At 63.3% G+C, this 15,168-nt stretch carries 11 protein-coding genes; 5 read left to right on the top strand and 6 right to left on the bottom strand.

Going from position 1 to position 15,168, the window contains the following annotated elements; genetic code table 11:
• Positions 1–5 precede the first annotated feature (5 nt).
• The gene (locus EY713_RS14660) at positions 6–923 is read right to left on the bottom strand and encodes a TIGR01459 family HAD-type hydrolase (RefSeq protein WP_131116019.1); all 918 of its coding nucleotides are present in this window, start codon (positions 921–923) and stop codon (positions 6–8) included.
• 186 nt (positions 924–1,109) lie between these two features.
• Between EY713_RS14660 and EY713_RS14655 the strand changes: the two genes are divergently transcribed.
• The 4 genes from EY713_RS14655 (at position 1,110) to mutL (ending at position 6,424) form a co-directional block, all read left to right on the top strand.
• Complete coding sequence (locus tag EY713_RS14655; RefSeq protein WP_207388224.1) at positions 1,110–1,547, top strand: organic hydroperoxide resistance protein; 438 nt, start codon at positions 1,110–1,112, stop codon at positions 1,545–1,547.
• 363 nt (positions 1,548–1,910) lie between these two features.
• Positions 1,911–3,197, top strand: coding sequence for a M16 family metallopeptidase (locus EY713_RS14650; RefSeq protein WP_131119759.1), 1,287 nt, complete (start codon positions 1,911–1,913; stop codon positions 3,195–3,197).
• Positions 3,198–3,243: 46 nt separating this feature from the next.
• A complete protein-coding gene (locus tag EY713_RS14645) occupies positions 3,244–4,524 on the top strand; it encodes a M16 family metallopeptidase (RefSeq protein WP_131116015.1) in 1,281 nt (426 codons plus the stop codon).
• Positions 4,525–4,540: 16 nt separating this feature from the next.
• The gene (gene mutL / locus EY713_RS14640) at positions 4,541–6,424 is read left to right on the top strand and encodes a DNA mismatch repair endonuclease MutL (protein ID WP_131116013.1); all 1,884 of its coding nucleotides are present in this window, start codon (positions 4,541–4,543) and stop codon (positions 6,422–6,424) included.
• A 9-nt stretch (positions 6,425–6,433) separates the two neighbouring features.
• Here mutL and EY713_RS14635 read toward each other — a convergent pair whose 3' ends face one another.
• Complete coding sequence (locus EY713_RS14635; protein ID WP_131116011.1) at positions 6,434–6,997, bottom strand: DUF6101 family protein; 564 nt, start codon at positions 6,995–6,997, stop codon at positions 6,434–6,436.
• A gap of 190 nt (positions 6,998–7,187) precedes the next feature.
• The gene (locus EY713_RS14630; RefSeq protein WP_131116009.1) at positions 7,188–7,799 is read right to left on the bottom strand and encodes a L,D-transpeptidase; all 612 of its coding nucleotides are present in this window, start codon (positions 7,797–7,799) and stop codon (positions 7,188–7,190) included.
• Between the two features lie 149 nt (positions 7,800–7,948).
• On the opposite strand from EY713_RS14630, the gene EY713_RS14625 reads away from it, so the two are divergent.
• Positions 7,949–8,890, top strand: a complete 942-nt coding sequence (locus tag EY713_RS14625; RefSeq protein WP_131116007.1) for a histone deacetylase family protein — start codon at positions 7,949–7,951, stop codon at positions 8,888–8,890.
• A gap of 67 nt (positions 8,891–8,957) precedes the next feature.
• Here the strand turns inward: EY713_RS14625 and aroC are convergent, their stop codons facing one another.
• From aroC to EY713_RS14610, 3 genes are all read right to left on the bottom strand, one after another.
• Complete coding sequence (gene aroC, locus EY713_RS14620; protein ID WP_131116005.1) at positions 8,958–10,049, bottom strand: chorismate synthase; 1,092 nt, start codon at positions 10,047–10,049, stop codon at positions 8,958–8,960.
• 68 nt (positions 10,050–10,117) lie between these two features.
• Complete coding sequence (locus tag EY713_RS14615) at positions 10,118–14,188, bottom strand: Pls/PosA family non-ribosomal peptide synthetase (RefSeq protein ID WP_131116003.1); 4,071 nt, start codon at positions 14,186–14,188, stop codon at positions 10,118–10,120.
• A gap of 366 nt (positions 14,189–14,554) precedes the next feature.
• The gene (locus EY713_RS14610; RefSeq protein WP_131116001.1) at positions 14,555–15,166 is read right to left on the bottom strand and encodes a histidine phosphatase family protein; all 612 of its coding nucleotides are present in this window, start codon (positions 15,164–15,166) and stop codon (positions 14,555–14,557) included.
• Positions 15,167–15,168: the final 2 nt, after the last annotated feature.

Genomic DNA, 15,168 nt, shown 5'->3' with positions numbered 1-15,168 from the left:
GCCGCTCACCATGTCAGATGCGGCATGGCGGCCAACGGCCGATGGTCCGCATCGGCGAGACGCTGGGCGAAGGCGAGACGATCGATATCGCGATCGCCGCCCGGATGCAGTTCCTCGCGATGAATGCCGGAGGTGACGAACAAGACGTCGATCTGCTGCGCGGAAGCGCCTGCCACATCGGTGTGGAGTGCATCGCCGATCGCCAGAATGCGATTTCGGTCGATGGGAGCCCCATGTCGCGCACGCGACGCGCGCTCGATCGCGGCCTCGTAGATCGGCGCATGCGGTTTTCCGGCCAGGAACGTCTCGCCGCCAATGGCCGCATAGGCCTGCGCCAATGCGCCGCCGCAATAGATCAGCTTATCGCCGACATGGACCACGATGTCCGGATTGGCGCAGATCATCAAAAGCCCACGTCGGCGCATCTCCGCGAGGCGTGCGGCATAATCGGCCGGCACTTCGACGGCATCGTCGACCAAGCCGGTCACGACAACATAGGCGGCCTCCTCGAGCCCGACGACCGGCGGTGCGACATTGGTCAAGACTTCGACCGCCTCGAACAGCGCAAGATCGCGCGTCGGCCCGATATGATACGCGGGATCGGTCCCGCGCGCCGCGATCGATTTCACGGTCACGTCGCCGGATGTCACGATGTCGTCGAAGGCGTCGCGCGGTAGGCCGAGATCGAAGATCTGGTCGAGCACAGGCCCCTGCGGACGTGGAGCATTGGTGATGAAGACGACCACACCCCCGCCCGCCCGAAATTTCTGCAAGGCATCAATAGCCGGGGCGAACATCTGTCGTCCATTGTGGACGACGCCCCAAAGATCGCACAGCAACGTGTCATAGCGCGGCGCAAGCTCGCGCAAGCCTCCTGGGAAGCTCGTGGTCCGGGTCGACGTGAGGGACGATGATGAACTCATTCCGTCGCGGCTAAGCTTCGAGACCAATGCTGTCAAGGCGACTTTTTCCGCGCGACCGACCGGCCTCGTTCAATTAAATTGCCCCCAATGTAACGGCGCCCCGATGGTCCGCAAACGTGATCCAGGCTATAGCGATCGCGTCCGGACAGGATCGACCGGAACGCAACAACAAGGCACGTCTCCATGATGTCGAACATCAAACCCCTCTTTACGGCTCACTCCACGGCAACTGGCGGTCGGAACGGCACCACGTCGGCTGATGACGGTTCGGTCAGCGTCTCGCTGTCGGTCCCGAAGGAGATGGGCGGCCCCGGCAAGCCCAACACGAGCACGCCCGAACATCTGTTCGCGGCCGGTTATGCGGCCTGCTTCGGCGGAGCGCTCGATTTTGTTGCCAAGCAGCACAAGAAGGACGCGACTGGCGCGATCGTGAAATGCGCCGTGAGCATCGGCCCGCGCGACGCCGGCGGTTTCGGCCTCGCGGTCAAGCTCGTCGTGACCGACAAGAGCCTGCCCCAGGCTGAATTGCAGGAGCTCTGCAACGAGGCACATGAGCAGGTTTGCCCCTACAGCCACGCGACCCGCGGCAATGTCGACGTCCAACTGACCGTCGAAGGCGCCTGAGCTCAGCCGCCCGACCGATCACGAGGCCCAAGGCTGCTTAGCCTTGGGTCGTTGCCGTATCCCTGTGTTCAACCCGTCTACGCCATATTCTGGACTGCAGGCGACCGCCGAGACGTCGGGTCGCGTCTCGAACCAGCTTTCTTCCTGGTCCGACCTTTGACATTCGGCGCAGAGTTGTCACATTGATTTAACCTATAGCGGACTGTTTCGGCAGTGCGCGCCTTCGAGCCAGCCGGTCATCGGCGTCGGCTGCTCCCACGCAAACACATGGTTCACATGGCTCCTGTCGACGTCGTTGTTTCCCCATCGTACCGAGGCCAGCCGACGTCCTTGGATCTTAATCCGTCCGTGGCCGTCACTCAGATGCCAGGCGGCACCCCGCGCATCACGCATGCCACGCTTGAGAATGGCATGGAAATCGTCGTGATCCCGGATCGGCGCGCACCAGTGGTGACCCACATGGTGTGGTACCGAAACGGGTCGGCCGATGATCCAGCAGGAAAGTCGGGCATCGCGCATTTTCTTGAACATTTGATGTTCAAGGGCACATCAAAACATCCGCAAGGCGCCTTCTCGGAGGTCGTTGCCGAGCTTGGCGGTCAGGAAAATGCCTTTACGTCAACCGATTACACCGCTTACTTCCAGCGTGCTTCGAAGGAGCATCTCCGCGTCCTGATGGAGTTCGAGGCCGATCGGATGACCGGCTTGGTCCTCTCGGATGAGATCGTGAACCCGGAACGCGACGTGGTGCTGGAAGAGCGCCGCATGCGAACCGACACCGATCCTGGCGCGCAGTTGAACGAGGCTGTGCAGGCGACGCTCTATTCGCATCACCCGTATGGCACGCCGATCATCGGCTGGAATCACGAGATCGAGAGCCTCGATCGCTTCGATGCGCTGGCCTATTACGACCGCTTCTACACGCCCGAAAATGCCATCCTGATCGTGGCCGGCGATGTTGAGCAGGATGACGTCGAAATGCTGGCCCGCGAGACGTATGGCCTGGTCCCCTCGCGTGGCGCGAAGCCGGTTCGTCGCCGCCAGCAAGAGCCGGAGCCTCGCGCCCACAGACTGGTGACGTTGTCAGACCCGAAGGTCGAGCAGCCGAGCGCCCAGCGCGTCTATATGGTTCCGTCCTACACCACGGCCAAACCCGGTGTTGCCGCGGCGCTCGAAGTGCTGGCCCATCTGCTGGGTGGCGGCTCGACGAGTATCTTGTACAAAGCACTGGTTCTCGATCGCAAGATCGCGGTCGCAGCCGGTGCCTATTACATGGGAACGGCGCTCGACGAGACCCGCTTCTTCGTTTGGGGCATCCCGACGCCCGACACCACGCTTGACGACCTCGATGCTGCCGTCGAGGAGGTCATTCATGGCATGGCGACCACCTTGGTCGATGCCGACGATCTCATCCGGGCTCAAACCCGCCTTGTCGCAGACGCGGTTTATGCTCAGGACAATCAGGCGTCCTTGGCACGTTGGTATGGCGCGGCACTCGCGACTGGTTTGACAGTCGAGGATGTGGAGCGCTGGCCGGACGACATCGAGGCCGTGACGGCCGAGAGCGTTCGCGATGCCGCGGCGGCGTGGCTGTTGAAGCGACGCGCCGTAACGGGTTTCCTGATAACCGGTGAAGAGCAAGAGGCTTGACGGCCCGCCAAGGCCGTTCGTCGCGTTGCGTTCTGGACAATCAACAATGACAATCATCCTGATCAGCAAGCCCGTGTCACGCGCCGCGAGCGTGCAAAAGGTATATTCTCCGGGCGGTATCGAAGCGTGGCTCGTCGAGGATTATGCGGTTCCGCTCGTCGCGTTCGATTTCGCTTTCCGAGGCGGCGCGGCGCAGGACCCGACGGGTAAGCCCGGCACCGGTGCCATGATGGCCAGCCTGCTCGATGAAGGTGCCGCGGACCTCGACGCCGAAGTCTTTCATCGCGCCATGGACGACAAGGCGATCGAATTGTCGTTCTCGGCCGACCGCGACTATTTTTCCGGTCGTCTGAAGACCCTTTCGAAACACACCGACGCGGCTGTCGATCTGCTGCGGCTCGCCGTCAATGAACCGCGGTTTGATCAGGATGCCATCGAGCGGGTCGCAGGCCAGATCGGCGCCGGCTTGAAGCGCGACGCGAAGGATCCCGATGCTTTGGCGGGTCGGGCCTGGCGGGAAGCGGCCTTCGGCCATCACCCCTACGGATTGCCGGTTCGCGGGACGCTCGAGAGCATCGAGACGATCACCCGCGACGATCTGATCGCCCTGCATCGGGCCTGCATGGCGCGGCAGAATCTAAAGATCGCGGTCGTCGGGGCCATCGATGCGGCTCGGCTCGGCTTGTTGCTGGATCGAGCCTTCGGCGCTTTGCCGGCTGCCCCCACTCTGCATTCGATTGCTGACGTGCTGCTGCCGTCCACGGGCGGACGCACCATTGTCGATCTCGACATCCCGCAGGCGACGATCCGGTTCGGCAGCAACGGTATCGCCCGCAAAGACCCCGACCATATGGCGGCGGTGGTTCTCAACCACGTGCTCGGCGGCGGTGTCTTTTCGGCCCGGTTATTCCGTGAGGTGCGGGAAAAGCGTGGTCTGGCTTATTCGGTCTATTCGCAACTCGCGACATTCGATCATGCGGCGCTGTTTTCGGGCGGCACGTCGACCAAGAACGAACGTGCAGCCGAGTCGCTCTCGGTGATCCAGGACGAGATCGACAAACTGGCGGCCGATGGCCCGACCGCAGAGGAACTCGACAAAGCGCAGCGTTATCTCACCGGGTCCTACGCGTTGCGATTCGACTCCTCTCTCAAGATCGCCAGCCAACTCGTTCATTTGCAGATTGAGGGGTTCGACGTCGATCATCTCGACCGGCGCAATCCGATGATCGATGCCGTGACGCTCGAAGACACGCAGCGCGCCGCGAAGCGGATGTTCGGCGAAAGCGGCCTGTTGGTCACAATCGTGGGACGTCCGGTCGGTCTCTGAGCCTCAAAGGTCACGCATGTCGGTCCGGCGCCTCGATCCTATCCTGATCGACCGGATCGCGGCTGGCGAAGTGGTCGAGCGACCGGCCTCCGCCGTCAAGGAGCTGGTCGAAAACGCCATCGACGCCGGTGCCTCTTCGATCGATGTCACGATCGAGGCGGGTGGCCGGACGCTGATCCGCATCGTCGACGACGGGAGCGGCATGTCGGCCGCCGACCTCGCCTTATCGGTCGAGCGTCACGCGACGTCGAAGCTTCCCGATGGCGACCTCACCCGGATCGCGACCCTCGGGTTTCGCGGCGAGGCCCTGCCCTCGATCGGATCGGTGGCGCGGCTCGATATCGTCACACGGGCGCGCACCGACGTTGATGGAGGTGCCGCGCATCGCATCACGGTGGATGCCGGGCGGCGCGGCCCCGTGCAGCCTGCGTCGCGCTCACCCGGAACCACGATCGAGGTGCGCGATCTCTTCGCCGCGACGCCCGCACGGCTGAAATTTCTCAAGACCGATCGCACCGAAGCCCAAACGGTGGCGCAGACCGTCAAGCGCCTCGCCATGGCGCATCCCGACATCCGCTTCGGGCTCGGGGGCGACCATCTGGCCGGCTTCGATCTGCTGCCGTGCGGCGAGGGTGTGGAGGGGCGGCTGACACGCCTGGCCCAAGTCCTCGGCGAGGAGTTTTCGGCCAATGCCCTGGCGGTGGATGCTGCGCGCGACGGCGTCCGGCTGACAGGCTTCATTGGGCTGCCGACCTTCAATCGCGCCAATCGCGAGAGCCAGCATCTTTACGTCGGCGGCCGTCCCGTGCGCGACAAATTGCTGATGGGTGCCGTGTCGGCCGGTTATGCGGATCATCTCATGCGCGACCGCTTTCCGGTCCTGGCGCTGTTCCTCACCTGCGATCCTGACTTTGTGGACGTCAACGTCCATCCCACCAAGGCTGAGGTCCGCTTCCGCGACCCTGGTCTGGTGCGTGGTCTGCTCATCGGCGCCATGCGCGAAACGATCGAGGGCGCGCTGCATCGGGCCACCACGACAGGAGGCGCCCGCATGGGCGATGCCTTTGCGCGATGGCCCGCCGCTCCGTTCCGCAACTCCTCTCCGGCGACGCGTTGGTCGTCGGACCTCTCGCCATCAGCCCCGCTGACCTATCAGCCGGGAGGCTTTGCGGAAGCCTCGCAATCCGCCCCAATCTGGTCCTCGAGCGCCCGCCGCGACACCGCCTCGCTGAGCGACGACGTGCCCTTCTTTCCGCCGCAGGCGCGGGTCGAGGAGCACAGTCACGCCGGTCCGGCGTCGGAGGAACGGTCGCATAGCGAAGCCCCGCTCGGCGCCGCGCGTGCCCAGTTGCACGAGACCTATATCGTGGCGCAAACGGCCGATGGGGTCGTGATCGTCGATCAGCACGCCGCGCATGAGCGACTTGTCTACGAGCGCATGAAGGCGGCTCGGACGACATCCGGGATCGCGGTGCAATTGTTGCTGGTGCCGATCGTGGTCCCGGTCGACGAGGCCGCGCGTGGCGATCTCATCGAGGCTGCCCCGTTGCTCGACAAGCTTGGGTTGACGCTTGAGGGGTTTGGACCCGGAGCCGTCGCGGTCCAGGCGGTCCCGCAAGACCTGCGCGGCTGCGACGTCGCCGCCCTGGTGCGCGACGTCGCCGCGATCCTGGCCGAGGACGGGCGCGCTGGGCCGCTCGAGCGGCGGCTGGATCACGTCCTCGCCACCATGGCGTGCCACTATTCGGTGCGGGCGGGACGACGCCTTGTACCGGAGGAAATGAATGCGCTGTTGCGCGAGATGGAGCGCACGCCGGGGTCAGGCCAGTGTAACCACGGCCGTCCCACCTATGTGGAACTGAAGCTCAGCGACATCGAGCGACTGTTCGGTCGTCGCTGAGAGCCGGCGTCAATCGCGCGCGATCAGTTCGGCTTCGCCGCCATGAACGACCGGGTCCGCTGACATCACGCCGGATTTCCGGCGCTGGAGAAAACGCGGGCGCCGCTTCGAGATCGAGCGGCTCGGCCGGCGCTCCGGAACGGCTTCGCCGAGCAAGACGGTTCCGAGCGCGGCATCCGCCTCCTCGATCAAGCCAATCTCGCGTTCGACGAGTGCCGGTAGCCGGAAGAAACGGCTCCACAATCGCCAATCCGCGACGATATCCCGGTCGTGGTCCGCTTCGTCTAGCGCGACCGAGAGCTCACCGTCTGGGTGAAGCAGATGCAGCTGATAGGAGAGCGCGCCATCTTGGCTCGACCGCAGCGATAGCGCCACGCCGCGATAGGTCCGCACCGGCACGGCAACCCGCATCGCGATGCCCAGCACGCTCCGATCGATCCGCACCAGGTCGCGTGTGAGCGACACGGAGCGTAACTGGCCATCGGCGCGGCGATCCGTCGTCTGAGACGGAAGATGGACCGGGCGACCGGATATCGTGTGATCGGCCTGCGCGTGAGCTTGCGGGTTGAACATTTTCGACGCCTCTCGAACATCTCGTCGCCTGCCGCGACCTGGAGGGTTTCCCTCCTTGTTGTCCGAGTGTCGCTTGCCGAGAGGGTTCAATGTCCTAATAGGTCTGGTTGACGATGCGTAAAAAACAAGCATCGTCAACGCTTTGCAAAAAATTCCTTGCGGATTCCTTGCGTTCCGAGCGGCAGATCGCTTACAGCACCACGACCTTGGTGCCGAGCTTGACGCGATTATAGAGATCGATGACGTCGATATCGCGCATCCGGATACAGCCCGACGACACGCCCCGACCAATTTCTTCCGGTTCGTTGGTGCCGTGAATGCGGTAGAGCGTATCCTTGCCGCTCTGGTCATAGAGATAGAGCGCGCGGGCGCCGAGCGGGTTTTCGGGCCCACCCTTCAGGCCGCCCATCGCCACGACGGGCGCAAGATGCGGCCAGCGCTTGACCATATCGGCCGGGGGCATCCAACTCGGCCATTCGGCCATGCGCTTGACCGTCGCGGCGCCGGTCCAGCCATAGGCTTCCATGCCGGTCGACACGCCATAGCGGATCGCCTTCTTGCCGGGGAGCACGTACCAGAGCAGGTTACGCTTCGAGTCCACCACGACGGTGCCGGGCTCCTGCCCGGTTTCATCATCCACCTGGTAACGCTCGAAGGTGAGGTCTCCAGTCTGGACTTTCGGCACCATCGCCAAATATTCGGTGTCGCGCGCCGAAAGCTGCGGGTCGGGCACCGACGTATATTGGCATCCGCCGAGGGTCGCGGCTACCGCTGCGGCCAAGACCACTTTCATCCAGGACATCGCACACCCATCAACCGACAAACACCGTTGTTGTGAGTAACGTCCGGATGACCCAATTGACCAGTTCCTAACAACATGTTGCTAAACGAACCTGTCGACCGTGGCCATAATGCGACAAGATCAGCCCAGAGCAGACGAAAGGACCCGGTATGAAGACCGCTCTGATCAGTCATCCCGCCAGCTTGGCGCATGATATGGGTCCTGGCCATCCGGAACGCCCAGACCGCATTCGCGCGCTCATGAAGCGATTCGGCGACGAAGCCTTCGATGATCTCGTTCGAGTCTTTGCGCCGCGTGCCGAGCGGGAGATGATCGAGCGAGTGCATCCGGCCACCTACATCGACGCGCTCGCGGCCGCCCGCCCCGGCCCTGGCGGATCCACCCGGCTCGATCCCGACACGGTCATGAACGAGGGAACTTGGGAAGCAATCCATTACGCAGCTGGCGGCGCTTGTCTCGCGGTCGATCGGGTCATGCGGCGTGAGGTCGCCAATGCGTTTGTGGCCATGCGCCCCCCTGGCCATCATGCCGAACGCTCGACCGCCATGGGATTTTGTTTCTTCAACACGGCCGCAATCGCGGCTCGCCACGCTCAAGCGATCCATGGTGCCAAACGAGTCGCGATCGTCGATTTCGACGTCCATCATGGCAACGGCACGCAGGACATCTTCTGGTCCGACCCGAGCGTGCTTTATTGTTCGACGCATCAGATGCCGCTGTTTCCGGGCACGGGTGCTGCGGACGAGCGCGGGGACCGCGGCACGATCGTCAATGCCCCGCTTCAGCCGGGCGACGACGGCGAGGCCTTTCGCGAGGCCATCGAAAGCGTCATCCTGCCCCGTCTCGACGCATTCGCGCCCCATCTTGTCATTGTCTCGGCCGGCTTCGACGCGCATCGGCTCGACCCGCTCGCGAATCTCAATTTGGAAGCCAGCGATTTCGATTGGGTCACACGCGCCCTGATGGCCGTGGCCGACAAACACGCGGGTGGGCGGCTCGTTTCAGTGCTGGAGGGGGGCTACGATCTCGACGGGTTGACGGACTCGGCTGCGGCCCACGTACTCGGCTTGATGGAGGCGGGGCTCGACTGAGCCTCAGCCTTCAGTCGAGTAGTGAAGCCCAGCCATCGAGAGCAGTCGCGACCCCCTTTCGGCGGACTCAGGTCCCGGTTTGGCCGCGATGACGGAGGAAATGGTCGGCCAGGACACAAGCCATCATGGCTTCACCGACCGGGACGGCGCGGATCCCGACGCAGGGATCGTGGCGCCCCTTGGTGATGATCTCGGTTTCGGCCATGTCTCGGTCGACCGTTTGGCGTGGCGCCAGGATCGAGGAGGTCGGCTTCACGGCAAAGCGCGCAACGAGCGGCTGCCCCGTCGAAATTCCGCCCAAGACGCCGCCCGCATGGTTCGCCAGGAACTGCGGTCGGCCATCGGCCCCGCGCCGGATCTCATCGGCATTCTCTTCGCCGCGCAAAGCCGCAGCCGCGAAGCCGTCGCCGATTTCGACTCCCTTGACGGCGTTGATGCTCATCAACGCGGCCGCGAGATCGGAATCGAGTTTTCCATAGATCGGCGCGCCCCATCCGGCCGGCACGCCCTCGGCCACGATCTCGATGACGGCGCCGACCGAAGAGCCATCGCGGCGAACCTCGTCGAGATAGGTTTCAAAAAACGACGCAGCTTTCGGATCGGGGCAGAAAAATGGGTTATTGCCGACCTCGTTCCAGTCCCATAGCGCACGATCGATCCGGTGCGGCCCCATCTGGACCAGTGCCCCGCGGATCGTGACGGAACTGACCACCTTGCGGGCGATCGCGCCGGCCGCGACCCGCGCCGCCGTCTCACGTGCCGAAGAGCGTCCGCCGCCGCGATAATCCCGAATGCCGTATTTCGCATCGTAGGTGTAGTCGGCATGTCCGGGCCGATATTTCGCGGCGATGTCCGAATAATCCTTGGACCGCTGATCGACATTCTCGATCATCAACGCGATCGGCGTCCCGGTCGTGACAGCCGGTTGATCAGGCCCGTCCGCGAAGGTGCCGGACAGGATCTTGACGAGATCCGGCTCGCGCCGTTGGGTGGTGAAACGGTTCTGGCCGGGTTTACGCTGGTCGAGAAAGCCCTGAATGTCGGCCTCGCTCAAGATCAGGCCGGGCGGACACCCGTCGACGACACAGCCCAAGGCAGGCCCATGGCTCTCACCGAACGTCGTGACCCGAAACAGATGACCGAAGCTGTTATGTGACATGAAGGCTCGCCTGAAACGCGACCGATCGCCCGGCCGCGTTCGTTATTTCACTCAACATCCCTTTCTTGTCACGCGGCTCGCTTGGGCTCAACCACCACGACAGGGCGGTCCTTCGGCTCGGCCGGCGCGCCGGCCCATTCCGTGTGCGGCGGAATGGACTCGCCCTTCATGACCAGAGTGAGCGGGCCGAGGCGCGCGAAGTCACCCACATGCGTGTCGTAAAGCACGGTCGACCCCGCCCCAATCGTCACACCATTGCCGATATTGACACGGCCGACCTTCATGACGCGGTCCTCGTAGAGATGCGTTTGGAGAGCCGCGAGCGCGTTGATCGACACGAAATCACCGACTGTGACGCAGTCGAATTCCGTAATGTCGGTCATGTCGAGATAGACGCCCTTCCCAAACTTCGCGCCGAACAGCCGCAGCAGCCAGGGGAGGAACGGCGTGCCACGGAGATGGTCGAGCAGAACCTTGCCGGCCAGTCCCCAATACATCACCGCAACGGCTTCGGTCCGCATCGCCCAGAACGACCACATCGGCTGCACGGTCGGCTCGTAACGGCCCATCGTGGCCCATTTCACCAGGATCACCACCGCCGTCATGGTGAGGGAGATCAGCAGCGAGACACCGATGAACAGCAGCGTGACCTGTCCGTAGCGGCCATCGAGAAGCTTCGGCCCGAGCAATTCGACCGACCAGGTCCCGAAGACGATAAACAGCATGGTGGGCAAGGAAATATGCACGGCCTCGAACACGGCGCGCATCAGCTTTTTCCAGCGTGGCGCCTCGTAGGTCCAATTTGCGCCGCCACCGTCAAACCGCTGCCGAACCGGCAGCTTGATGGGTGGCGTCCCGAACCAGGTGTCGCCCGGGCTAAGTTCCTCATTTGTCGGCGGCTTCGACTTGATGCCGATCAGCGCCCCGTCCGGAATATCGGCCCCGATCGGCACGACGGCATCGTTGCCGATGAAGACGCGAGCGCCGGTCCGGACCTTCTTCAGGATCATCCATCCACGGCGAACCTCTTCGTCGCCGAGCACAACCTCGTCGGCGATAAAGCATTTCTCTCCGATATCGATGAGATCGTAGCGACCTGATAGATTGGTCGAGATCTCGGCGTCCTTGCCGATCTTGGCGCCCATCAACCGATACCACCCGCGCATATAGACGGTGGCGAAGAGCGAGCTCAGCGTTTCGAGCGTGATCTCGGTCGAAAGCGCCACGATCCACTTCCGCATGTAGAACCAGGAATAGACCGAGTAGCGTCCCTCGCTCACCCGCGGCAGCACGATCCAGCGGATCGCCGCAATGAAAGCGACCGTGACGAGCACCAAGGCAAAGGCCGTCGGCCAAGCCAGGATCGGCAGCGACGCCAAATAGGTGAGACGGTCGACCTCCGGCACGTCGATCCAGCTATCGATCTGATCAAAGACCCAGAAAGCCGGGAAGATCGGGATCAGGCCAAGCGGCGGAATGACGAGCAGCATGACGACATAGAGCAGCCCCTGCACGATGCGTCGGCCCAGCGATGCGGTCGGCAACTCATCGAGTTCGGCCCGGCTCGCGGTTCCGGTCTGCCGACCCGGCGACCCGTCCCACACCTGCCAGTCGCCCACGCGTCCACCCGCCGCGATGGCGGTCAGATCCTTCAGTTCGGCCCCTTCGCCGACTACGACATCTTCCTCGATCACGCAGGACGTGCCGATATACGTGTCGCGCCCGATCGAGATCTCGCCCACGATGAACAGGTTGCCCTCGACCCGGGCATTGTTGAACTTGACCTTGCCGCCGATGCTGGCGTCCTCCCCGATCGACAGCTGGTCGAACGACCCGATGTCGATATCGCCGATGATGGCATTGGGTCCGACCTTGGTGCCGAGCGCACGCAGGAAGGTCCGCATGACTGGCGACCCCTGCATCCACTTCGGATGGGTCAGCGACACGAGGCGCTGCACCACCCACCAGCGGAAGAAGTAAACGCCCCAAAGCGGATAACGCCCCGGCTTCATACGGCCGAGAATGAGCCATTTGCCGGCGATCGCGAATAGAACGGTCGCGACGTTGATCAGCATATAGATGCCGATCAGGGATGCGGCTTCCTCAAAGAAGCCGGCATCGCTACCGGTCAGAAGCATATAGCTGATGAAAACGCCGAGCCACTGAAACGTCATCAAGGCGATGATGAGCGGCAGCACCGCGGCTTGCGCCAACCCGCAGAGGAAGCGGCGCCGCAGGCTGGGAGGCTCGAAACCGAGATCGCGGACGCCGCCTTGTTGCGCCGATTTCGCATCGAGCGAGGCCGAGATCGCCCGCAGCGTCCGCAGCTTGTACATGTCCTGCAGGGTCAGCCCCGAGAGATGCTGGATCTGTCGGACGACGGAAACGAAACGAGCCGCCAGCAGCGAATGGCCACCGAGATCGGTGAAGAAGTCGGCATCGAACGGGATCGCCTGGGGCGGCAGCACCTGTTTGGCGGCGGCCAGAAGGCTGGCTTCGGTGTCGCTCCGCGGCTCTTCCTGCGCCTCGACCATCACGGGTGTCGTCAGCGCCACGCTTCGCAGCACCTTGCGGTCAGCCTTACCGGATGACAGGCGCGGCAGATCGTTGACGATCTCGAAACGAGTCGGAACCATATAGGGCGGCAGTTCATCCCGCAGCACGCTACGGAGATGCTTGGCTTCGAGACTGTCGCTTGGTGCGGCCCGATCAGGCACGATGAAGGCGACGAGTTGGTCGATGCCATCGTCGGTGCGAAGCACAACCGTCACTTGCGCGACACCCGTTAGAACCGCGAGCTTGGCTTCTATCTCGCCGAGCTCGACGCGGAAGCCGCGAATCTTAACCTGGTCGTCGATACGACCCCGGAACCCGATCTTGCCGGCGCGATCCATGACGACCGCATCACCGGAGCGATAGAGAATCGGATCGTGGTTCTCGGTCCCAAACGGATTAGCGACGAACTTTTCAGCCGTCAGCGAGTCGCGTTTGAGGTACCCCTTGGCGACACCGGGGCCGCCAATCACGAGCTCGCCCTCGATGCCGCGGGGCAGCAAGGTCATGTGCTCGTCGACAACGTAACAGGTATAATTGGCGATCGGGCCGCCGATCGTGACGGGCTCGTTGATCCGCACCTCGGAGGCCGTTGCGACCACGGTCGCTTCGGTCGGACCATAGGAATTGTAAATACGGCGACCGGGTCGGCACCAGCGCTGGGCGATGACGGGCGGGCAGGCTTCCCCACCCAGAATGATGAGGCGCAGTGACGAAATATCCTGCGAGATCATCCCCAGCAGCGTCGGCACCGTATCGAGAACCGTCACGCCCGCCATGCTCATCAGGTCGGGCAGTTTGTCGGCCTCACCCAGCATCTCGGCACTTGCCACGAACAGGCTTGCACCGACGAGATACGGGATCCAGATCTCCTCCATCGACAGGTCGAACGCGACCGAGGCGCCCTGAAAAACAATGTCGGTCGGTTCGATCCTGTAGAGATCGTTGGCGGACCGGAGATAGTGGCAGATATTGGCGCCGGTGATCACGATGCCTTTCGGCACGCCGGTCGAGCCGGACGTGTAGATCAGATAGGCGGGATCTGCGGGAGTCGCGCCGAGCGCCCGCGCATCGACGACCGAACGATCGTCCGGTTCGACGAGGTCGGCCGCCACCACGATGGGGCACGGCATCGCGCCGCCCGCTTTGGTGCGATAAGCGTCGTTGCTAAGCAGCAGCACGGCTTCAGCATCGCCGAGGCAGGTCGCAATGCGATCGACCGGTGCGTCGGCATCGAACGGCAGCCAAGCCGCGCCGGTTTTGGCAATGGCGATTTGGCTGATCAGCAGATCCGGTCCGCGTCCCATCCAGAGCCCGGCCACCTTGCCGGGACGGAGGCCGCGCTTGAGCAAGCCCCGCGCGATGCCGGTCGCAAGCGCGTCAACCTCGGCATAGGTCTGCGTCAGACGACCCGACCGAAGCGCGATCGCGTCGGGGGTCGCGGCCACGGCCGACGCAAAAATCTCGCAGAGAAGTTCGTCTCGCACGAATTCGGGCTTGAGCGGACCGACCAGTCGCGAAGGCTCCAGCGACGAATCCAGAGTCCGCACAACGCCGTCCGACGACTCGGCCGGGCTTATCTTCATCTCTGCTATCGACATCATGGCCCGCTGTTCAGTCCTGGGGAAGATCGAGCATCGTCGACCTGCCTCAGCCCCTTTGTTCCGAGAGCGGCTTTGAGTTGAAACCTCGAATGGCTCCTGCCCACCTCATTGCGCCCTATCGCACCCCCTTGAGGGGTATGCCGCCTTACCGATCAAACATGACCGCAATTGCACCAGCCCAGATTATAGCAATTGAAAACCGATTCGCGGCTCGTAAAAAGGCGCCACTGCCGCCAAATTACCACCGCTCTGTCACCGATCGGATGAGGCATCCCCTGTCAAAGACGCTTTCGCGTCTGAACTTTCCCTGAATGCCCCGATCCGCGCACCATGGAGGCACGGGAAGATTTAAGCCCAAGCGAAACTGTTGCGCTCGAACTTCAACACCCGACCTTGCGTGATTTCGATATTTGGGGCCGCCAAGGTCGATAGTCCGCCGACCAGCACCATCAGGGCTCGCGCCACGCCGCCATGCGAAACCACGATCTCGCCGTTGGAGAGGGTGTCGAGCCATGGCCTGACCCGTTCGGCCAGCATGGCATAGCTCTCGCCGCCCGGCGGCACGAAATGCCATTTATCGCGGCGACGCTCGCGGATCAGGTCGGGGCATCGGAGCTTGACGTCGGCCCAAGTCAATCCCTCCCAGTCACCGAAGGAAAATTCGCGCAGCCGCTCGTCGCGATCATACGTGTCGGGATCGAGCCCCATGGCCAAACGCGCGAGGCGCATCGTTTCGCAGGTGCGCCCGAGTGGCGAGGACACGAATCGGCATTGCGACAGGTCGCCCCCGTCACGCTTGAGGACGCCGAGCGCTCGCCTGCCGGACGACGCAGCTTGATCCTGGCCGACCTGATTGAGCGGAATGTCCTTTTGGCCTTGCAGCCGGCCTTCGGCGTTCCAGTCGGTTTCCCCGTGTCGTATGAAAAGAAAGCGACGCTCGCGCCGCGCGCTTCCGCTCATCG

Source organism: Lichenihabitans psoromatis (genome assembly GCF_004323635.1).
GTDB lineage: Bacteria > Pseudomonadota > Alphaproteobacteria > Rhizobiales > Beijerinckiaceae > Lichenihabitans > Lichenihabitans psoromatis.
This window is presented reverse-complemented; position numbering and strand designations above follow the sequence as displayed.